The organism is Pseudoalteromonas sp. Scap06 (assembly GCF_013394165.1).
GTDB lineage: Bacteria > Pseudomonadota > Gammaproteobacteria > Enterobacterales > Alteromonadaceae > Pseudoalteromonas.
Map to the genome: position 1 here is coordinate 537081 of NZ_CP041330.1, position 21003 is coordinate 558083.

General features: G+C 40.0%; 21 protein-coding genes. 8 read left to right on the forward strand and 13 right to left on the reverse strand.

Going from position 1 to position 21003, the window contains the following annotated elements:
- Positions 1 to 3: 3 nt before the first annotated feature.
- The 3 genes from ftsA to lpxC all read left to right on the forward strand — a co-directional run bounded on the left by ftsA (position 4) and on the right by lpxC (position 3536).
- Positions 4 to 1236, forward strand: coding sequence for a cell division protein FtsA (gene ftsA / locus FLM47_RS02520; RefSeq protein ID WP_008110678.1), 1233 nt, complete (start codon positions 4 to 6; stop codon positions 1234 to 1236).
- Between the two features lie 21 nt (positions 1237 to 1257).
- Entirely contained in the window at positions 1258 to 2517 is a 1260-nt protein-coding gene (gene ftsZ, locus FLM47_RS02525) for a cell division protein FtsZ (RefSeq protein ID WP_138608075.1), read from the forward strand.
- 107 nt (positions 2518 to 2624) lie between these two features.
- Positions 2625 to 3536, forward strand: coding sequence for a UDP-3-O-acyl-N-acetylglucosamine deacetylase (gene lpxC / locus FLM47_RS02530; protein ID WP_010390707.1), 912 nt, complete (start codon positions 2625 to 2627; stop codon positions 3534 to 3536).
- Between the two features lie 87 nt (positions 3537 to 3623).
- Here lpxC and yjjG read toward each other — a convergent pair whose 3' ends face one another.
- From yjjG to FLM47_RS02545, 3 genes are all read right to left on the reverse strand, one after another.
- Entirely contained in the window at positions 3624 to 4298 is a 675-nt protein-coding gene (gene yjjG, locus FLM47_RS02535) for a pyrimidine 5'-nucleotidase (RefSeq protein WP_178954967.1), read from the reverse strand.
- Positions 4299 to 4309: 11 nt separating this feature from the next.
- On the reverse strand, positions 4310 to 4849 hold the full coding sequence (gene yjjX, locus FLM47_RS02540; RefSeq protein WP_178954969.1) for an inosine/xanthosine triphosphatase: 540 nt from the start codon (positions 4847 to 4849) through the stop codon (positions 4310 to 4312).
- Positions 4850 to 5015: 166 nt separating this feature from the next.
- Positions 5016 to 5915, reverse strand: a complete 900-nt coding sequence (locus FLM47_RS02545; protein ID WP_008114793.1) for a phosphoribulokinase — start codon at positions 5913 to 5915, stop codon at positions 5016 to 5018.
- A gap of 115 nt (positions 5916 to 6030) precedes the next feature.
- On the opposite strand from FLM47_RS02545, the gene FLM47_RS02550 reads away from it, so the two are divergent.
- Both FLM47_RS02550 and FLM47_RS02555 read left to right on the forward strand, forming a co-directional pair.
- Positions 6031 to 6903, forward strand: coding sequence for a hypothetical protein (locus FLM47_RS02550; protein WP_178954970.1), 873 nt, complete (start codon positions 6031 to 6033; stop codon positions 6901 to 6903).
- A 79-nt stretch (positions 6904 to 6982) separates the two neighbouring features.
- On the forward strand, positions 6983 to 7348 hold the full coding sequence (locus tag FLM47_RS02555; protein ID WP_008114788.1) for a hypothetical protein: 366 nt from the start codon (positions 6983 to 6985) through the stop codon (positions 7346 to 7348).
- Positions 7349 to 7439: 91 nt separating this feature from the next.
- Here FLM47_RS02555 and FLM47_RS02560 read toward each other — a convergent pair whose 3' ends face one another.
- The 6 genes from FLM47_RS02560 to FLM47_RS02585 form a co-directional block, all read right to left on the reverse strand.
- Positions 7440 to 10013: a M1 family metallopeptidase gene (locus tag FLM47_RS02560; RefSeq protein WP_178954972.1), complete on the reverse strand. Its 2574-nt coding sequence runs from the start codon at positions 10011 to 10013 to the stop codon at positions 7440 to 7442.
- Positions 10014 to 10119: 106 nt separating this feature from the next.
- Entirely contained in the window at positions 10120 to 10800 is a 681-nt protein-coding gene (locus tag FLM47_RS02565) for a hypothetical protein (protein WP_138608067.1), read from the reverse strand.
- Positions 10801 to 10888: 88 nt separating this feature from the next.
- A complete protein-coding gene (locus tag FLM47_RS02570) occupies positions 10889 to 11239 on the reverse strand; it encodes a DUF2750 domain-containing protein (RefSeq protein ID WP_008114782.1) in 351 nt (116 codons plus the stop codon).
- A gap of 11 nt (positions 11240 to 11250) precedes the next feature.
- Positions 11251 to 11835 carry a glutathione S-transferase family protein gene (locus FLM47_RS02575; protein WP_138608065.1) on the reverse strand — a complete coding sequence of 195 codons (585 nt, stop codon included), beginning with the start codon at positions 11833 to 11835 and terminating at the stop codon, positions 11251 to 11253.
- A gap of 69 nt (positions 11836 to 11904) precedes the next feature.
- Positions 11905 to 12186: a peptidylprolyl isomerase gene (locus FLM47_RS02580; protein ID WP_008114778.1), complete on the reverse strand. Its 282-nt coding sequence runs from the start codon at positions 12184 to 12186 to the stop codon at positions 11905 to 11907.
- Positions 12187 to 12261: 75 nt separating this feature from the next.
- Positions 12262 to 12831 (reverse strand): glutathione peroxidase, encoded by a 570-nt coding sequence (locus FLM47_RS02585; RefSeq protein ID WP_138608063.1) that lies wholly within the window; start codon positions 12829 to 12831, stop codon positions 12262 to 12264.
- An 88-nt stretch (positions 12832 to 12919) separates the two neighbouring features.
- Between FLM47_RS02585 and FLM47_RS02590 the strand changes: the two genes are divergently transcribed.
- From FLM47_RS02590 to FLM47_RS02600, 3 genes are all read left to right on the forward strand, one after another.
- Positions 12920 to 13408 carry a GNAT family N-acetyltransferase gene (locus FLM47_RS02590; protein WP_178954974.1) on the forward strand — a complete coding sequence of 163 codons (489 nt, stop codon included), beginning with the start codon at positions 12920 to 12922 and terminating at the stop codon, positions 13406 to 13408.
- Between the two features lie 111 nt (positions 13409 to 13519).
- Positions 13520 to 15514: an ATP-binding protein gene (locus FLM47_RS02595; RefSeq protein WP_178954976.1), complete on the forward strand. Its 1995-nt coding sequence runs from the start codon at positions 13520 to 13522 to the stop codon at positions 15512 to 15514.
- Between the two features lie 45 nt (positions 15515 to 15559).
- Positions 15560 to 16687: a PleD family two-component system response regulator gene (locus tag FLM47_RS02600; RefSeq protein WP_178954978.1), complete on the forward strand. Its 1128-nt coding sequence runs from the start codon at positions 15560 to 15562 to the stop codon at positions 16685 to 16687.
- A gap of 256 nt (positions 16688 to 16943) precedes the next feature.
- On the opposite strand, the gene queG is transcribed toward FLM47_RS02600, so the two are convergent.
- The 4 genes from queG to FLM47_RS02620 all read right to left on the reverse strand — a co-directional run bounded on the left by queG (position 16944) and on the right by FLM47_RS02620 (position 20995).
- Positions 16944 to 18077, reverse strand: a complete 1134-nt coding sequence (gene queG, locus FLM47_RS02605) for a tRNA epoxyqueuosine(34) reductase QueG (protein ID WP_178954980.1) — start codon at positions 18075 to 18077, stop codon at positions 16944 to 16946.
- Positions 18078 to 18148: 71 nt separating this feature from the next.
- Positions 18149 to 19369 carry a methyl-accepting chemotaxis protein gene (locus FLM47_RS02610; protein ID WP_178954982.1) on the reverse strand — a complete coding sequence of 407 codons (1221 nt, stop codon included), beginning with the start codon at positions 19367 to 19369 and terminating at the stop codon, positions 18149 to 18151.
- Between the two features lie 58 nt (positions 19370 to 19427).
- A complete protein-coding gene (locus tag FLM47_RS02615; RefSeq protein ID WP_178954984.1) occupies positions 19428 to 20132 on the reverse strand; it encodes a glycerophosphodiester phosphodiesterase family protein in 705 nt (234 codons plus the stop codon).
- On the reverse strand, positions 20129 to 20995 hold the full coding sequence (locus tag FLM47_RS02620) for a DMT family transporter (RefSeq protein ID WP_178954986.1): 867 nt from the start codon (positions 20993 to 20995) through the stop codon (positions 20129 to 20131). Before FLM47_RS02620 ends, FLM47_RS02615 begins: the two co-directional genes overlap by 4 nt.
- Between the last annotated feature and the right edge of the window lie 8 nt (positions 20996 to 21003).

A 21003-nucleotide genomic window follows, 5' to 3' on the forward strand; every position in this document is an offset into this window, starting at 1 on the left:
GGCATGACTAAGTCAGCAGAAAGAAACCTAGTGATTGGATTAGACGTAGGCACTTCGAAAGTAGTGGCCACGGTCGGTGAAATCACCACAGATAACAAGCTCAGCATTGTTGGCGTGGGGAGCCAAGTATCTTATGGAATGGATAAAGGCGGCGTTAACGATTTAAATTTAGTGTCTGAGTCTATTCGCCGCGCAATTGATGAAGCTGAATTGATGGCTGATTGTCGTATTAGCTCGGTTTATTTGGGTATTTCTGGCAAACATATTCAATGTCAGAACGAAAGCGGTGTTGTCGCTATTAATAACACTGAAGTAACCGATGAAGACATTGAAAATGTAATCCATATTGCTCGCTCAGTACCAATTTCAGCTGAACGCAAAATGTTGCATGCCTTGCCACAAGAGTACAGCATTGACATGCAAGAGGGGATTAAAAACCCACTCGGCATGAGTGGTGTGCGTATGGAAGCACGCGCACACATTATTACCTGCTCCAATGACATGGCTAAAAATATAGAAAAATGTGTTGAACGTTGTGGGCTTGAAGTTGACCAACTTATATTCACTGCACTTGCCTCGTGTTACTCCGTACTGACGGACGATGAAAAAGAGCTAGGTGTTGCGGTGCTAGATATCGGTGGTGGTACTATGGATATCACTATTTATATTAATGGTGCACTGCGTCATTCTGCGGTTATTCCGGTGGCGGGCAACCAAGTAACCGGTGATATTGCAAAAATATTTCGCACACCTATATCACATGCAGAGTCACTCAAAGTACAATATGCCTGTGCAAGTAGCCAAATGGCGAGCAGCGAAGACACGATTGAAGTGCCAAGCGTAGGTGGGCGACCAGCAAGACTGATGTCTAGGCATACGTTGTCTGAAGTGGTTGAGCCACGTTTTAGAGAATTATTTGAACTGGCGATGGAAGAAATTCGTCGCTCAGGATTAGAAGACCAAATTGCAGCAGGTCTCGTCATTACTGGCGGAACTGCTAAAATGACTGGCGCAATGGAAGTGGCTGAAGATATTTTTCAGATGCCAGTAAGAATAGGTAAACCAATTGGTGTAGTAGGTTTAACTGATTATGTTGATGATCCATCGTACGCAACCGCTGTAGGTTTGTTACAATACGGGCGTACTATGCAGTCGATGAATGCACAAAAGTCGAAAGCGGATGATAATAATAATTGGTGGAACCGCATCACAAAATGGTTTCAAGGCGAGTTTTAGTACTCAAGTCGGAGAGTAAATATGTTTGATATAATGGAACAACACAGCGAAGAAGCTGTAATAAAAGTAATCGGTGTAGGCGGTGGCGGCGGTAACGCAGTTGAGCACATGGTAAAACAACAAATAGAAGGCGTTCGTTTTATCGCAGCCAATACGGATGCGCAAGCATTACGTAATTCAGCCGCTGATGTAACAGTACAATTAGGCACGCAAATAACCTCTGGGTTAGGTGCGGGGGCTAACCCTGAAGTAGGTCGTGAATCGGCTGAAGAAGACGCCGAAACCATTCGTGCTAGCCTTGAGGGCGCTGATATGGTGTTTATTGCGGCAGGTATGGGCGGCGGTACAGGTACCGGTGCTGCGCCAGTCGTGGCTAAAATTGCTAAAGAGCTGGGCATTTTAACTGTTGCTGTGGTAACCCGTCCGTTTGATTTTGAAGGTAAAAAGCGTGCCGCTGCTGCAGAGCAAGGTATTAGCGAATTATCTGAAATTGTGGACTCGTTAATCACTATTCCAAATAACAAGTTACTAAAAGTATTGGGTAAAGGAACAACTTTACTGGATGCATTTGCTAAAGCAAATGACGTATTGTTCGGTGCGGTACAAGGTATTGCTGAGCTAATCACTCGCTCGGGTCTAATTAACGTGGATTTCGCCGACGTACGTACAGTTATGTCTGCAATGGGCACGGCGATGATGGGTACAGCATCTGCGTCGGGTCCTGATCGTGCACAAGAAGCAGCAGAAGCTGCTATTTCAAGCCCTCTTTTAGAAGACGTAGATTTAACCGGTGCTAAAGGCATTTTGGTTAACATTACTGCGGGTATGGATATCGCGATCGAAGAATTCGAAATTGTGGGTAATCACGTTAAGGCGCTAGCGTCTGAAAACGCAACGGTTGTTGTTGGCGCGGTAATTGACCCAGAAATGACGGATGAGCTACGTGTAACCGTGGTTGCAACCGGCTTAGGGGGCGATCGTCGTCCACAGTTTGGTATTGTAGATAACGGTTTCAAAAAAGCGTCAGGCTCTGATGTAACTAGCTCAAGCACACAAACAAGCAGCAGCATGTACGTACCTAGCTTTGCAAGCCAAGGCACAAACACGACTGAAGAGCCTGCAACGACATCGCAAACTGAATCAAAAGAGCAAAGCAGCACATCGACTAGCTCTTCAAGTTCAGCAACGAATACGTCGTCAAGTAGTGCTAATAAAACAGATAAGTCTGAGGGTGGCGATTATTTCGACATTCCTGCTTTTTTACGTAAACAAGCAGACTAATTAAAAACAGTACTTTTGTGCGAAATGTGAACAAATATTGTAGTTATACCGTATTTATGTTACACTCCGCCGTCTAACTGTAATATATACTTAAAGTGAGCGAACCTATGATTAAACAGCGTACGATTGCACAAGTAGTCAAAGCCATAGGAATTGGACTTCATAAAGGTGAGAAGGTCACAATAACTCTCCGACCTGCGAGCGCAAATACTGGGATTGTATTTCGTCGTGTCGACCTTGATCCGGTTGTTGATTTTGAAACAACACCTGAAGCCGTTGGTGATACGCAATTGTGTACCTGTTTAATTAACAAAGATGGTGTTCGCTTATCAACTACTGAGCATTTAATTGCAGCTGTTGCGGCCATGGGTATCGACAATCTAATTGTTGAACTTGATAGCTCAGAAGTTCCAATAATGGATGGTAGTGCATTGCCATTCATTTATTTATTACAAAAAGGCGGCATTGAAGAGCAAAATGTTGCAAAACGTTTCATTCGTATTAAAGAAAAAGTACGTATTGAAGAAGGCGACAAATGGGCCGAAGTAGAACCTTACGACGGATTCCATATCGACTTTGAAATTGCCTTTGATCACCCTGCAATTAATGAAAGCCGCCAACGCATTGGCTTAGATATTACCGCACAAAGCTTCACTGAAGAAATTAGCCGTGCGCGTACTTTTGGCTTTATGAAAGATATTGAATACATGCATGCTAATAACCTTGCACTAGGTGGTAGCATGGATAGTGCAGTGGTACTTGATGAATTTAAAGTTTTAAATCCAAACGGTCTGCGTTACCCAGACGAGTTCGTCAAGCATAAGATACTAGACTGTGTAGGTGACATGTTTATGACAGGTCATAACCTTTTAGGTAAAGTAACTGCATTTAAATCAGGTCATGATTTAAATAACAAGTTACTACGCAAAATTATGGCAACCGAGTCAGCATGGGAGTGGGCAACCTTTGAAACACCTGTTTCGATGCCTGCACCCGGCCTTGAATTAGCAAACGCCTAATCAGTTAATCGCTTACATACAGTTATAAAAAATGACGCTTATTAGCGTCATTTTTTTTGGCTGTTTGTAACCACAACCAGTCAGGTATTACAGACCTAAAATAGTTTGTAACTGTTTTAACTCAGTGACTTGGTACGTTGGCTTAATACCTTCAGGTAAGATTACCCCAGGGTGCTGTAACCAGCAGGTGTCTATGCCTGCATTTCGTCCACCAAGAATATCACTGCTGGCGGTATCACCTACCATTAAAATTTGTTCTTTAGGTGGATTCCCCATTAAATTAAAGGTGTGCTCAAATATCTCTTTTGCAGGTTTAGCAATACCTACTTTTTCAGAAATTACCAGCCAATCAAACATATCTTGCAGCCCAGTATGCGCTAAACGACGTGCTTGCAGCTGAGAAAAGCCATTAGTGATAATACCTAAATTGGCATGAGGTTTAAGGGCGTTTAATAATTCAACCGCACCGGGTAAAGGCATGCAAATTTCAGCCATTGCCGATAAAAAATCATCATTGAGCTGCTGGGCTGGTACATCAAGTTTATTTGCCAGCTCACTAAAACGAGTTACTTGCAGATGGTTTGCGGTAATTTCGTTATTTTGATAGGCAATCCATAGTGGCTTATTGGTGTTTTGGTAATGGTCATAATCTGCTTTGGTAAAATCCATGTCATAAGCAGCCAACATTTTTTGTAAGCCAGCAAAGGCATTAAAGCTAAATAAGGTTTCGTCGGCATCAAATAATACGTAGTTATACTTCATTAAAACATCCGTTATTGATTATATAAAGTGGGATTAAGAAAAGGGGCCATGGCGAGAGTCAGCGCTTGAGTATAGGTACTTTCTCGTGTTGCATGATGATCAGTTAATAAACCAATAGCACCCCCTTGCTGCTTAATATTGGTGGTATTAAAAGCCTTATCCATCACATCTCCGAGCTCTTCACCTTGCAGCAATGCTTTATAAAAAACAGAAGGCAAAGGTAAGTTACTGCTTCGTCCTGTAACTTGCTGTGCGCCGTCATCAATAACAACATAGGCAAAGGTTGCTGCACCATAGCTAAATTGCGCTGCGCCGCCTTCCATCGCTATGTAGTAGTCTGCTTGATGCTGTGCTTTACAGTAGTTAACTCGATTCTGTGCACCCAAACACGTTTGTTCTTCGCCTATTGGTTGATCGGGTACATCTGAAGGTGCATGAACGCCACTACATTCAATTAAATGCTCAGGGAAATACATCGCAAAAATGTGTTTAGCGGCATTTACTTTTACTGGGTTTTTAGACCCGACAACAATTTTCATGACTTGCGACATACTACTCTCATCATACTTAAAATCAGCAGTGTACGTGAGTTAGACTAAACAAAAAAGAGCAGAATGTATTTGCGATCACTTGATAAAAGAAATGATCAGCTCCATAGGATCATTGTATGTGTTAGATCTTCTAAACCAAAAAGTCTCTAACAGATTATTGATACACTTAAATAGGAATTTCAGGTGGGGCTAATTTTGCTAAGGCGCGTTTTTTCAAAATAATATCTTTGATCAGTGGCGTAAGCACTAGCTCCATAGCGAGTCCCATTTTGCCACCGGGTACTACAAGCGTATTGATCCGCGACATAAAGCTCCCTTCAATCATGCGTAAATAATACGGGAAATCAACGTCATCAATGCCCCTAAAGCGAATAACAACAAAGCTTTCATCAAGGGAGGGGATATCTTTTGCGCTAAATGGGTTGGAAGTATCAACGGTGGGTACTCGCTGAAAGTTAATATGAGTACGAGAAAACTGCGGCGTTATATGATTAATGTAGTCATCCATACTGCGTACAATCGAGTCCATTACTTTTTCACGAGAATGGCCGCGTTCTGAGGTATCGCGAATAAGCTTTTGGATCCACTCAAGGTTAATAATTGGCACCATGCCTATGAGTAAATCAACATGCTTAGCAACATCATGATCTTCGTCGACCACGCCGCCATGTAAGCCTTCGTAAAACATTAAATCTGTATTTTGCTCAAGCTCTTGCCAAGGAGTAAATGTTCCAGGTAACTGGTTATAAGGCACGGCCTCATCAAAGGTATGTAAATAACGGCGCAGTTTACCTTCGCCTGTTTCACCATACTTGGTAAATAAGTCTTCTAATGCACCAAAGTCATTGGCTTCTCGGCCAAAATAACTTATGTGTTTACTTTCTTGTTGGGCTTCTCGAATTTTTTTGTCCATTTCAGGACGTGTGTAACGATGAAAGCTATCACCTTCAATAAATGCAGCATTGATATCGAGGCTGCGGAAAATATGCTTCACGGCATTGGTGGTGGTTGTAGTGCCTGCTCCAGATGAGCCGGTGATTGCAATAATAGGGTGTTTAGCTGACATGTTTGTTCTCTTTTTTATGACCCGTTAGTTATAAAGACCTTACTAAGCTAGGTCAAGTGACGTCATCAGTAAATAACGTTATCATGAGGTGCTTAAAATTAAAACGAGAGAAAGCATGAAACTGATCAAACCGTTGTTAGGGCTAATAACAATTAATGCTTTAACATTGGGCGTTGCCCAGGCAAATATGCCTAAAAGTCAAATACTGCTTGCCGATTTAAATACTCCGCATGGCATACGCGTAAGCATTGTTAGTGATAAAACCAGCTACAACAATCAGCCCTATTTAACCGACACGGGCCTTTATTATACGCGTGAGGTAATCAGTAATAATCAGAGCCAAACTGATATTGCGCTTTACGATTTATCATCAAAACAAACCTCCATGATCACCAATACAGCTGTAAGTGAGTATTCGCCAACAGTAACACCGAGTGGTGATAGTTTATCTGCTATCGTGGTTGAAGAAGATGGCAAACAAAAGTTATGGCAATATCCGCTGAGCACAGAGCAGGCGCCAAGTCGTATTTTTGATTGGATTGAGCCTGTGGGCTACCACGCTTGGGGTAATAACAACGATTTAGTGATGTTTATTTTAGGTGAGCCACATACATTACAATATACCTCGGTTGTTGCGGCTAAAGGTGAAGTTGTTGCAAATAACATTGGTCGCACACTTATTTACGATAAATCGCAAAGTGAATTTTTATTTAGTCATAGTAAAAATGGCCAGCACCAGTTAGCCCGTTTTGACCCTCAAACCAAGCAGGTCAGCAACATCCTTAGGCTGCCAAACCAAGTACAAGACTTCATCTTAAAAGATGAAAATACTATTGCTTACGCAGTTAAAAACCGTATTTATCAACGAAAATTAACAGCTGGATCTGATATATCTCAATGGCTCGATTTAAGCCAATATTGCGATACTGAAATTAGCCGGTTGAGTTATAAAAATCAGCAATTAGCGTTTGTATGTAGTGTTAAATAAACACTAAATAATAAATTTCGGACTTTCACTCATGCATGAGTTAGTCTGACCCTAACTATTAAATAAAAAGGAAAGTCACGTGGCATTTAGCGCAGACGAGTTAACAGAGCAGCTGATAAAACTAGAGTGTAGAAGTAATTTTAAAATAAAAAACATTGCTGAGTATATGCTAGCAAACTCTAAAGAAGCGTTTTACACCCATGCCGAAACGGGGAAAGGTAAAATTGTGATCCGTCCTGCATTTGAAGTGTTTAGTGATGACTTTACTGATATTGATGGGGTTGTGCGTACTCAAGGCTATTTTCATAGTAGTGAAATGACCCGTTTTCCCACTCGTATTTATAAAAGCGCACAGCCTATTCATTATGGTGTCGCTTTTAAAATTAACTCTGAACAAGCGGCAAAAGAGTTTATAGCTAAGCTAACGATGATTATTGGTGGTTAATAGAATGGTGCAGGGCTAAAGGCAAAAGGTGCAAGATAAAATCTTCAACCTTCAACCTTTAGCCTTTAACCTTTAACCTTTAACCTTTAGTTTATTTACTATTCAAAAAGCTATTTACTGATTTGAGTTCACGGTTTTTAAGTGCAATACAGTCATTCGTACTTTCTGCAAGCTTACTTAATGTGCGCGCATAGCCAGGTACGTCATCAAGTTTAGCGTCAAAGAACGTTTGCGTTGTCGCTAAACTTTCAGCATCACAGCTAGCAGTAGTAAAGTAAGGTAAGTTAGGCACAAAAAATGGTGGCAAACTTGCTGTTACTTTATCGTAGTTGCTATATATCCAATCAATAAAGAGTGCTTGGCGTTCATCGGTGTAACTTTGCCCCGATAAAATAGTACGCATATCAGAAGCGGTTACTTCATCGGTTAAGCTATATGCAAGCACTGCTTTTTGGAGTTCAGGTTTACCAAAATAACCCATTGCTGCCAACATATTGGTACGAACTTGTGGATCTTTAGTGGTTTTAAAGGTTGCCATAAACTGATCAAGCAGCGCTTTATCACCATGAAAAGCCGCAAGACGTAAGTAAGTACCCGCTAAATAAGGGTCTACTTTTTGCGGATCTTTTAAGTAAGCGGCTGTTTGCTGCTTAGCTTTATTGATCACATTTTTATCTTCACCATCAAAGCCTAAGCGTGATACCACCGCAGCTCGCAGTTGAGCAACAGCGCCATCTTCCCCCATTTTTGCTTCTAGGCCATATTTTTTAGCGGCAGGCATGACTGCATTTTGAATAAATGTAGGCCATAAATCTTTATTGCTATCGTCTTTAAAGGTACGCTGCTGAGACGCTAAATAGCCTAAAGCAGTGTTAGCTACGCGTGGATGACTATCACTGGCAAATACTTCAAGCGTTTGCATCAGCTTAGCCGCAGAAATTATACCTGCGTCAAGTAAGGCGTCAGTAGCTGATAACAATGCAAGGCGCTCGCGGTCGTTTAATACGCTCGCTGCATTATCAATTAGTGCGTTAAATTGCGCATCGTCCATGACCCAGCGGTAGTAACCTAGCGCACCTTGGTCTGGATATATCCACTCTGGCTCAAAATCTAACTCTAGCGTTTGGTTTTGTTTATTAAGTAATACACTGGCAGTTTTTACTTTATCGCCTTTACCGTACTTAATGGCAACGGGTACATTCCAAAGTTGGGCTGGAGCATCAACACCGGCATTAGCAAAACGGCTTTGCGAAATGGTGATAGTTTTACCTTGCTGATCAACCTTGATTAAAGGAAATGATGATTGTTCAATAAATGATTTTAAAACACTCGCCACATCTTTATTTGAAGCCTTACCGAGTGCTTCCCATAAATCGGCGGCTTCGGCATTTTTATATGAGAACTCTTTTAAGTAATTTTGAATACCAGCTTGAAATGCGTCTTCACCAATCCAATTTTCAACCATCGCCAGTACTGAGCTGCCTTTGCTGTATGCAAGGCCTAAACCGTCCATAATATCGGCTTCAGTTTTAATTGGTTTACGAATTGGCTTAGTGCTTAAGCGAGCATCTAACGCCATTACATTGTTTTGTGGTAAATCTAGGTGTGATTCAAACTCAGGGTTAAGTTGCTTAGTAATTTTTGCTGCCATCCAGCTAGCAAACGCTTCGTTTAACCATAAGTCGTTCCACCACTTCATAGTCACTAAGTTACCGTACCATTGGTGAGCTAATTCATGGGCAATAATAGAGACATTACGTTGCTTTTTACTACGCGTTGCAGCTTCTAAATCAACCAGAAGAATATCTTCGCGGTAAGTCACTAAACCTGAATTTTCCATTGCCCCAAACGGAAACTCTGGAACAGCCACTGAATCTAATTTTTTATACACGTAAGGAATACCAAAGTACTCTTCAAGTGCGCCCAATACTTTAGGCATATTCTCTTTTGCATACTGTGCTAAATGAATTTTACCTTGTGGAGTAATCACACGGCCAGGAATTGGCATACCCTTAATTTCTAGTTCTTCAAACGGGCCTACAGCCATAGCTACTAAGTATGATGGAATTGGTGGCGTTTTATCAAAGTAATGGGTAGTCATATCGCCATTCACCGTCGTTTTTAACTCAGGTGTATTTGAATACACTTTTTGTGACGTGGGGGCGGTAATAGTTAACTGAAATGGAATTTTATAGCTTGGTTCGTCAAATACAGGAAACGCTCGACGGGCATCGCTCATTTCAAATTGGGTGAAAAGATAAGGAACGCCTTGATCTAGGGTTTTATATAGCCCCACACTTTGGCGATTATATGGCGCTGAGAAATCAATTCTTAAAGTGTATTTACCCGGCTGAATTTGCTCTTCGCAGCTAAATTTAACTTTACCGGTTTTAAGCATTTCGCTGTTTAAGTCGCAGTTTTGCTCACCCAATAGTTGAACCATTTTGGTTGCGTAATCAACACCATTGAGTTCAATATAGCGTGTTGGTTTAAGCACCTCCAAACTGATTTCAGTCATTCCTGTAAAAGTATCCTGACTTGGGTCGAGCGTTAAAGCGACTTTTTGTGAACTTGGCTTTGCGAGCTTTTCAATGACGAATTCATTAGCGTTAGCAGCATTTATCGCAAGCGCAACGCTCACGGTTAAGAGGCTTTTAAAAAACATAGTTATCCCTAGATTTTTGTTGTTAGAAGAGTGAGTACACTCCATCCTAACAGCTTTTTTTGCTAGAGTAAGCGAACAACAATAAGGAAAAGAGTAACAAAGTTTGTCAGTGGCTATCTCGTGCTAAAAACCGCTGCCAATGGGTGTAGGAATTGATAACACGAATTTGTTGTAAAACGGTATTAAGCAATTTGGTATCGGCAAAATGCTCATCAGAGTAATCATTAAAGCCCATTAAGTAATTGAAGCAGTCTTTAGAGCCTGCTTGCAGGGCATAAATACGAATTTGCTGCTCAAAGTTAAGCCGCAAACTACTAATCGCGGTTTTCATTCCGAGTTGATCCACGGAAGGAATTGCACATTTTTGCAAATACCCCGCACGTTCGCCCTCGCCTGAAAACCAAATGCGTACTTTTTCACTGTAGCGTCCTGTTTTTGCTGGGAGGTCAAACAGTAAACGTGTGTGTTTTTGCGCTTTTACGTAGGCTAAATAATCATTAAGTCCGGCCTTAATAAGGGCGTTATGTACAGGAATTAAACGGGGTTTAATTTTACCATGAGTATGAAAGCTAAAGCAGAGAATGTTATTTTTAACCACCAAGTCATCTAGGGTTAAATGGCCAATTTCATCACTATAAGCGCCACTGTAGTACGCAATTAAAGGCAGCCAAAAGTGCCAGTGCTTAGCTTGTTCGCGGGCAAGCCGAGTATCACTATAAATATATCCGGTATAGAGCGTATGTAACTCCATAGCTGAGAATGGACGACGACCAAGATGGGTTTTCAACGCAGTACCTTGACAGTTTTTATTATTTTATACCCCAACTAATCGTTGTTGTTAATTGGGGGTGTGCCAGCAAATAAACAGTTAAAACTTATTCACTTAAAGCGCGAGCTAAACCAACTGGTTCAATTTCTACGCACACTTGATCGTCATTCCAATTTAAACCGACCAATGCATCATCTGATTTAAGGTCTTCAACCCAATCATCTAAAAATTCATCTAGGTTGATTTCTACTGGGCTGTAGTCTTTCCACTCTTCTTTACATTGCTCTTTTGCTGCGTCTTCTGATTCCCACAGTAAAAGTACATCGGTGTCATCAAACTGATTTGATTCACATACAACAAAGCCACCATCTTGTGCACCCAGTGCCCAGATCTGCTCACTAACACGTACTTTTTCTACAAAGCTAACTAGTTGTGATTCAATTTCGATATCGCTCATGTGTTCACCTTTTAAAATTTGAGTCGAGGGTTGGTATTTTTAGCCGCTTGACGCTGACTAAACGCTTCATAAAACTTAACTAACTGCGATTGCGCGCTAAAATCAGTGAGTTCACGAAAGCAGATCCAATCTAGCAAGCAGTATAAACTGATGTTGAGGCATTCACAGCTTTTAAATTCATCATCGTTTAAATGATCATTTAAATAGTCTAATGTTTGCGCAATTCGCTCATTTTGCAGATTAAAAAATAGTTTATCAGCTTGCGTGTCAAACCCAGAACGATGACATAACAATAATTCAACCAATGAATCGTTACAGGCATTGATGCTAGTTAAAAAATGCTCTTGCGGCCAAGTTAACGGGTTCTGCTGTGTTTTTTCAAGTAAGTAACGCAGTATATTGTTTGAGTCGCTTAAGTTAAGCGAGCCATCAATTAAGATAGGGATTTTAGCTGCCGGGTTGTGCGACATCATTAAAGAACGATCATCGCTTGAAAAAATGTCGAGATTTATAAACTCAAGCTCACAGTTATTTTGTTGTGCCCAAATTCTGACACGGCGAACATAAGGGGAAGAAATAGAGCCAAGTAATTGCATATTGGGGCTTTTGCCAACTCCACATAAATAAAAAGCCGCTAATGCGGCTTTATTAGTAAATCGATTTGCTTACTCTGAGCGGCTGGTTACTTCTAATAAGTGGTAACCAAACTGTGTTTGAACAGGACCTTGTACTTGGTTAAGTGGCGCTGAAAAAACCACCTTATCAAACTCAGGAACCATCATACCAGGTCCGAACTCACCTAATGCGCCACCATCTTGACCTGAAGGGCAATTAGAGTGCAATTTAGCCAGCTCTGCAAAGTCTTCACCTTGCTCAATTTTATCTTTAAGGTCTAAACATTGTGCTTCACTGTCTACGAGTATGTGCCTTGCACTTGCTACTGCCATAAAATCTCCTATTTATAAGTTTAGTTTTTTATCTACTAAGCAACATCTTAGTAAGGTTAAACTGAAAACACAAAATTAAAATGCACTTTTGATGGCGCTTTCTAATTTTGCTGAATCGGGTTTGACGCGGCTGTTAAAGCGAGTCACGGTTTGACGATCTGCCGAAACCACGTATTTATAAAAATTCCAGTTAGGTGAACTAGTTTTTGCATTTAAGTGCTTAAAAATAGGGTTGGCATCGCTGCCACGCACTGCGCTGGTGGCTAACATGGGAAAGGTAACGCCGTAATTTACATAACAGACTTTAGCCGTATCTTTTTCGTCATTTTCTTCTTGAAAAAAATCGTCAGATGGAAAACCGAGCACCACCAAGCCTTGCTCTTTATATTTTTTGTATAGCGTTTCTAGCCCTTCAAACTGAGAAGTAAAGCCGCAATTGCTGGCAGTGTTAACAATCAACAGTGGCTTATTTTTAAATTCACATAGATTAAGCGTTTCGGTTGAACGAAGCTTTCTCAGTGACACATTTGTGAAGTCATCGCAGGTATCTGTCTTTGCTGAAGGGCTATTAGTGTCTGCTGCATTGGTGGTTACAGATACACAGCCTAGAGCCAGTGTTAATCCGAATATTAATTTTCTTATCATGCGGTTACCTTGAACGCGATTTGATGGGTGTTTATGTAACTTATCATACGCTACTATAGGCGAAATTGATCAATTTTACTTATTTTCTATGACTATACGTTTAGCTAAACCTGATGATTTAACTGCTATTGTTGCCATTTATAATGAAACTATCCCTAGTCGAATGGTAACCGCCGATACTGAAGAAGTAACCGTTGCTGACAAACAACCTTGGTTTGATAGCCATACAGCTCAAAGACCTATTTTTGTTTACTGCGAAAATGACCAAGTATTAGCCTGGGTTAGTTATAAATCGTTTTATGGGCGCCCAGCTTACGATGGCACCGTTGAACTAAGCATCTACATTACATCAGCAGCCCAAGGAAAAGGGTTGGGTAAAAAGTTGATGCAATTTGCACAACAACAAGCAAAAAAGCTCGATATTGAAGTGTTACTCGGATTTATTTTTAGCCATAACGAACCAAGCATTAAATTATTTAAGCATTTTGATTTTGCAGTATGGGGAGAGTTGCCCAATGTTGCAAGGATGGATAACCAGCTGTACAGCCTGACTATTTTTGGTAAGCATTTAATGTAATCCCACAATCATAGGCAAGCAAAAATTACATTTATGTAGACGATTATGCCAAACCAAAAATTCTATACTATGCTGAAAAGGTGTTTAATTAATTCTTAAAAGTGTACATAAATGGCGCAAAAAATACTTATTATTGATAGCAGTAGCATGATTGCTATGCGCTTAAAAGTACTGCTTGAGCTAATTGGTTGTGAAGTTGAATTAGTTCATTATTCTATGTTTGATCAAAGCAGCAACATAGATGCGTACGATATGCTTGCCTTTTCACAAGGGACACCAACAAATCTGGTTGCTTCGTTGGTAAAACAAGCGACCCGACAATCATTTTTACTTTTAGCTCCCAAGGCTGAAAGTGGTGAATTGCTTGATGCATTTGGTAAATTAAACGAGCTTGTTCCAGATGCCACTATTATTTATCCATTTTTTTCTAATAAAGAAATCACTTCATTTATTGAAGATCTATTAGAAATAGGACCTGATCATATTTTTAAACTGCCTACAATTTTGTTGGTTGATCATGTTAGTGAGCGTTTAGAAATGCTAAAAAGTAGTTTAGTGGGTGCACATATAGAGGTATACACAGCTACAAATCATGATGAGGCACTTAATATTGCCAAACTCAGAATGATTGATATTTTAATTAGTGATTTTAGTTTAAAAGAAGGGCTCGGCTTAGATATATTTACCAGCCTTAAGCAGATACAGCCGCATAGCCGCTGCTTATTATTAACCTCGCGTCCTGCTCAGGTTTCTATGATTGAAGCAATTCGCCAAGGTGTTGAAGACGTTTTAATTAAGCCGCTCGACGACAATGTGTTATTACAAGCAGTACATAAGTTGTGGCAAACCGAATTGCTAAAACGTCATAACGCAGAGCTAGTTGAAAGACTACAAGATACAGTCGATGTACTTATTGAAAAAGACAGTTTGCTGCAAGTAATTTTTAAAAATACTCCCGATCCAATCTTACTTTTTGAACGTAAAGGCAAAATAGTAGAGGCTAACGACGCGTGCTTAAAGCTGTTTAATTTACCGTTTAAAAAGCTCACTGCTCACTCGTTATTTCACTTTTTAGATGACGATTCAGTAAAGGCAATAAAAGATAAAATATTGACTTTAAACAGTAATCGGCAATTTAGTTGCGACTTACACCTAGTCAATAAAGATGGCAGTAAAATTCCACTTGTCGGCTCGTTTAATGAAATTGATCATCATGGTGAAATAGCATTAGCGGTTATTTTTAAAAACGTAACCCATTTAAAACAAAAAGAAGATTTATTACTTGAGGCCAAAGATCTTTTAGAAGAGCAGGTCAGAGCGCGGACTTCGCAACTTGAGCATGCGAAAAACATTGCTGAAGCAGCTAATTTAAGCAAATCAGAGTTTTTGGCGAATATGTCACATGAGCTAAGAACCCCTATGCATTCTATACTAAGTTTTTCACGCTTTGGTATCAGTAAGCTTCAAGATGATGATTTTAGTAAAGATAAACTTTTAAAATATTTAACCCGAATAGAATCAAGTGGGCAAAGGCTACTGTCATTACTTAACAATCTACTCGATTTGTCGAAATTAGATGTAGGTAAATTCCCATTTAACCCGCGAGCATGCGATTTAACGACTATTGTTAAAACAAGCATTGATGATGTTGCTGGGATTGCCATAGAAAAAGATATTAAGATTGCATTTAAATCAGATAACCCACCAGTTGTAGCACAATGCGATGAAGAGCAAATTAATCAGGTACTTAGAAACGTATTGAGTAATGCATTAAAATTTAGCGAAGAACATAGCACTATCGAAGTTGCATTGGAAACAGACAATGGTTGTGCAAATATTGAAGTAATAGACAGCGGAATAGGTATACCAGAAGACGAGCTTGAAACTGTTTTTCAAAAATTTGTGCAAAGTAGCAAAACAAATAGTGGCGCAGGGGGGACAGGATTAGGACTTACGCTGTGCCGTGAATTTGTTTCTTTACATCAAGGAACTATAAAAGCCTGTAATAACGAACTTGGTGGGGCAACCATTAGCATTCAGGTTCCTTTGGAAATAAACCTCGATGAATATTTAGCCGATGAGCAATTAGTGAAAAATAGTAGCTAATAACCGAATTGTTTTAATGAACACGATTTATATGGACGAAAAATTATGGCTTTAACTAAAATTCTTGCAGTCGACGATGAACCATTTAACCTCGAAATAATAGAAGAAATCCTAGAAGAATTAGATTTTGAACTTAAGCTGGCTTCGAGTGGCCCGGAATGCTTGAGCATGGTTGAAGAGTATATGCCGCAGGTTATCTTACTTGATGTAAGCATGCCAAAAATGAATGGTTACGAAGTATGTAAAGAGCTCAAAGCGAACCCTAAAACACAAGATATTATAGTGATGTTTGTATCGGCAAGGGGGACAGTTGAGGAACGTATGGAAGGTTATTCAGTAGGTGCTGAAGACTATATTGTAAAACCGTTTGGGCACGATGAGCTTAAGCAAAAGCTGAATAAGTTAAATCAAGTATTAATAGAAAAACAACAGCTTGAAAAGCAAGTAAAAGAAGCTACCTCAACCGCTTTTGATGCTATGGCAAATAGCAGTGAAATGGGTCAAATAGTTAACTATGTTGAAAATATCGGTTTTGTCAACGATGTAGAAGAGTTAGGTAAGGCATTAGTGGAGTGCTTACAGACATTTGGTCTACAAAGTAATATTGAATTTAGATGTAACGACACCAAATCGCACTTTGCTTTAAACGGTGTGTGTTCGCCGATTGTGATTGAGTTATTTGAAATGCTTAAAAACAAAGGTAGGTTACATGAGTTTTCTCATCGTATTTTGGTTAATTACGAGCTTGTCAGTTTATTGATTTTGAATATGCCAGAACAAGATGAGCAGAAGCATGGGCGTATACGTGATCATATTTGTTTTATTGTAAGTGTAACCGAACAGCAATTGCGGGCTATTACTACTAAGAAAATGTTGGTTTCGCAGCAAGAGCGATTAAACAAAGTGGCGAGTACTGTTCACAGTAAGTTTCATAGTTTAATTGGATTGCTTAACGACAGCCGGATAAATAACGAAAAAGTATTTAAACAACTTCAAGAGGAGTTAGAAGAGCGGATCCCAACTATGGGACTCGATGAAGACCAGGAAGTGTTTATCTACAAAAAAGTCGACGAAACGATTCAAAATTCGGTGGCACGTCAAGAATCTGTTGATCAGGTTAAAAAAGCGTTCGCAGAGATAGAGCAAGATCTCGCTTTATTGTTGAAAGGTTAAAGGTGCGGGCTACGGGCTGCGAGGCGCGGGGTAAATTCCTTGCTACGATTGATACATTTACTTGTAGCAGCGACTTTATGTCGCGTCTTTTAAAGGTTAAATACGAAAGGTGTGCGCTACAGATTAACTAAAATCTGTACTTTAATTGTGGCTTCTCATTTACTCCTCATTTTCTTCTCTGTGTTAAATCATATATTAGTAAATTATGCACAAAGAGAGCTAAGAGATCGCAGAGGAGGTTAAAAGGGTAAAAGGCTTATGCGTCTCTGGGTAAGCCTTTTTCAACTATACGAATTAACCGTGCTGTTTTACGCAACTTTTGCCTTTGTTTATCGTGTTGCTGGGCGAGTGCCCAATTTATATGTTCACCCACCAGATCACTGACTGTTTGGCGTTTATCTTCGAGTGCAGCAATAATTGCCGGGCTAAAATCTGCGTTACCTAATCCAACGGCTATATTTCGTAGCCAACGTTCATGGCCAATGCGGCGGATTGGACTGCCCTCGGTATTTTTTAAAAAGGTAGTTTCATCCCAAGCAAATAACTCGAGTAAATCTTTGTTTTTTAATTGTGTACGAGGATGAAAGTCAGCCTCATCGGTAATTTGTCCGTAGCGGTTCCATGGGCATACCAATTGGCAATCGTCACAGCCATAAATGCGATTTCCCATTAATGTTCTGTATTGCTCAGGAATAGCGCCTTGATGCTCTATAGTTAAATACGAAATGCACTTACGCGCATCAACCACATAAGGTTCTACAATAGCACCAGTGGGGCATAGTGTTATGCAGGCAACGCATTTGCCGCAGCCCTCAAAAGTGTTTTCGTTATCAATAGGTAAAGGTAAGTCGACAAAAAGCTCTCCTAAAAAGAACCAAGAACCCGCCTCTTTATTTATTAATAAAGAATGCTTTCCGCGCCAGCCTAATCCCGCTTTTTCAGCGAGTTGACGTTCAAGTACAGGGGCTGAATCAACAAAAGGCCTAAAGCTATAGTCACCCACATATTGTTCAATTTTTTTACCTAACTGTTTGATTCGGTTGCGCATCAACTTATGATAGTCACGGCCAAGGGCATATCGACTGATATAGGCTTTTTCGGTATTTTTAAGGTTTTTGGCAAAGCCAGAATCAGGTGGGAGGTAATTCATTTTAACTGAAATAACCCGCTGTGTTCCGGGTACTAGCTCATTAGGGCGAGCACGCTTCATACCATGGGCTGCCATATAATCCATTGAGCCATGAAAACCCGCATCAAGCCATCGCTGCAGCTGTGCTTCATGCTTAGTTAAATCAATGTCAGTAATACCCACTTCACTAAAGCCAAGTTCTTGACCCCATAGCTTTATTTGCTGGGCTAGCTGTTCATAATTTAGATTGACGTCGCTCACATGCTTCACACAGTTATATTATAAGCCGCGTAATTTAGCATAATCGCGGCTTGGGTAAAACTAGTCAGGCCCTAGCCTACAAAACGCTTTAACTGTTGTTGGGTTTGTTGACTTAGTTTTTGTGATTGCTCAGAGTCATGCAATGCGGTGTCTATTTGTTGCTTTGCTTGTTCGCCAAGCGCCACAATTTGTTCAACCGATTCATGGGTTTGATTTTGTGTATCTTCAAGTAAATGAACTGCGTTAGCTATTTGCTGTAATTGCTGCTGATTATGCTCAAATTCATTGAGCATTTTTCCAAAACCTTCTGAGGTATCGTTGATTGCAGCTTGTGCGTTATTAGAGTGACTAATTAACTGCTGAGACTCTTTATTGGTTTCATTAACCAGCTCATTCATTTGGGTAATAAAATCACTAATTTGGCGGGTTGCATCACTTACTTTAACCGATAGGGTGCGAACTTCATCGGCAACCACGGCAAAACCTCTCCCTGCCTCTCCGGCGCGCGCTGCTTCAATTGCCGCATTAAGCGCTAATAAATTAGTTTGATCAGAAAACTCTTCTACCATTTTTAAAATGCTACGAATGTTTTCACTATTCTCTTTTAAGCCTGCAATCGTTTTAGAAAAACTACCCAGCATTTCATTAATAAGTCTCACCTGTTCAACCAGTTTTGACAGTTCGCTCGCAGAGAGCTTAACAAAACTAAGATGTTCATTATTTACCTGATGTACGCTATCAGTGTTACTTACGATATCTTGTAGGCTTTGGGTAATTTGGTTGCTGGCATTAATTATGGTGTGGCTTAAATTAATTTGCTGTTCGCTTAGCTGCTCTGTGTGCTGCATTGATTGCGTTACTTGGCTATTACTTTGCACGCTTTCCTGAGCGCTGCTGTAGGTCGTATTTAATAAGCTGTTTAAATGCGTAGTAAACTGATTATATTGTTCACTTAAATCTCTAAATTCATCAAAAGTAAAATGAGGAAGTTTGGCAGCTAAGTTGGCATCTTGTTGATTAATATTAATCAACGTATCGCGCATGGCTTTTACCGGGCGCACAATTAAAAAGCGCATATAAAAAATAGTAAATATAAAACCGGCAACAATCAGCAGGGTTAATGCCCAAAATAGCCCTGTGCTTTGTTGATTTTCAGAGAGGCTACTGTGTAACCAAAATAATGTAATAGCTTGAAATAAAAATACAAAGCTTAAATTACCCACTATTTTTCGGGTTAAAGTAAAAAATAGAGTTTGTTCTAAAAAGTTATAAATACGCATGTAGCTACTCATTAAATAGTGACCTACTAAATTATTGTTTTTATAGCATAAATAGCAATTAAATAATTAGTTATAGTTCATTTAATTGCGCCAAAAAATGCTTAGTTCGTTCAGGGTCGTTAGTAAAAATGCCATCAACACCACAGGCAAGCATCAGTTTAATATCTTCAACTTCATCTACGGTGTAGGCAAACACCTGTAAGCCGCGCAGTTTGGCATCGTCAACAAACGACTTGTTCATAAAGTTTTTGTCAACATGAATGCTAAAGGCCTGTAAGTCTTCAGCAAACTTCGCATACTGCAATGGAATTGATGCAGTAAGTGCGCCAATTTTAAGCCAAGGCAAGCGGTTCTTTAGCCAGTGTAGTTGATGATGATTAAATGATGAAACTAAAATATTGCCTGCTGATATCTTATTTGCAGTAATATTCATTTCTAGTTGCGCAGCAAACTTTTCTAGTTCAAAAGTATGTTTTAGCTCTAAATTAAGTAAGGTTTGGTTGCTATTCCAGTCAATTAGTTGTTGTAGGGTAGGTACTTGCTCACCATTTCCCGCATCAAATTGTTGAATTTGCTGAGCGCTTAGGTCGCACACTTTACCTTTACCATTAGTGGTTCTATCTAGATAGGTATCATGAATAATCACGTAGTCATCAAGTGCGCTTTGTACATCAACCTCAATGCCATCTACATTTGCTTTTAACGCCGCCATAATGGCGCTATGTGTATTTTCAGGAAAGTGTGTGCTTGTGCCTCTATGAGCAAATATTTTCATGGCTGCTTTTTCCGTGAGATTGACCAAGTTTCAAAGCACGCAGCACTAACAATCAGTGCGCCACCAATCAGGGTCATCACTGAAGGGCGTTCGTGCAAAATAATTATAGCCAGTATTGTGCCATAAAGGGGCTGTAAGCAAGAAATCAATCCAGCGGTCGCTGCTGATAAATGTTTTAAACTCGCTGCAAATAACGAATGCGGCATCGCAGTAAACACCACACCGGCGATAAGCAACAATATTAAATCAGTATCATTAATTTGTGTTATGGGTACTTCAATAAATGTACATAGCATCAGGCTTGCCACTAACGTTTGATAAAACATGGTTTGCGGTCCACCATACTCGCTAAAGTAGCGTTTATGGGTAATATTACGAAGAGCAAAAAACAACGCTGATACCACCCCCGTCAAAACACCTAAAGTGATGTCATCGCCTAAATTAACGTTAGGGATCAATAAATAAATACCAATAATCACCACCACAGCGCTTATTATATCTTTTGCTTTGGGCTTACTTTTATTAAATAGAGGCTCTAAAAATACCGTGATCACGGGATAGGTAAAAAAAGCTAACATGCCCACGGTAATTCCCGCCAATTGCATGCCTGCAAAGTAGGTTACCCAGTGGATACCTACGGCAACGCCTAATAAAATGGCAATCACATAATCTTTGGCGTGATGCAGCTTAATTGGTTTTTTTTGCAAAGTCAGTAGCACACAAATTGCCACCCCAGCGATAGCCGCGCGATAAGCGGTAATATCTAATGCATTCAAACCAATTAGCTTTGCGAATAAGGCGGTGCCGCCAAATAAAAGGACGGCAATATGTAAGTAAATTAAGCTTTGTTGTTGGGACTGCACGAGATTTC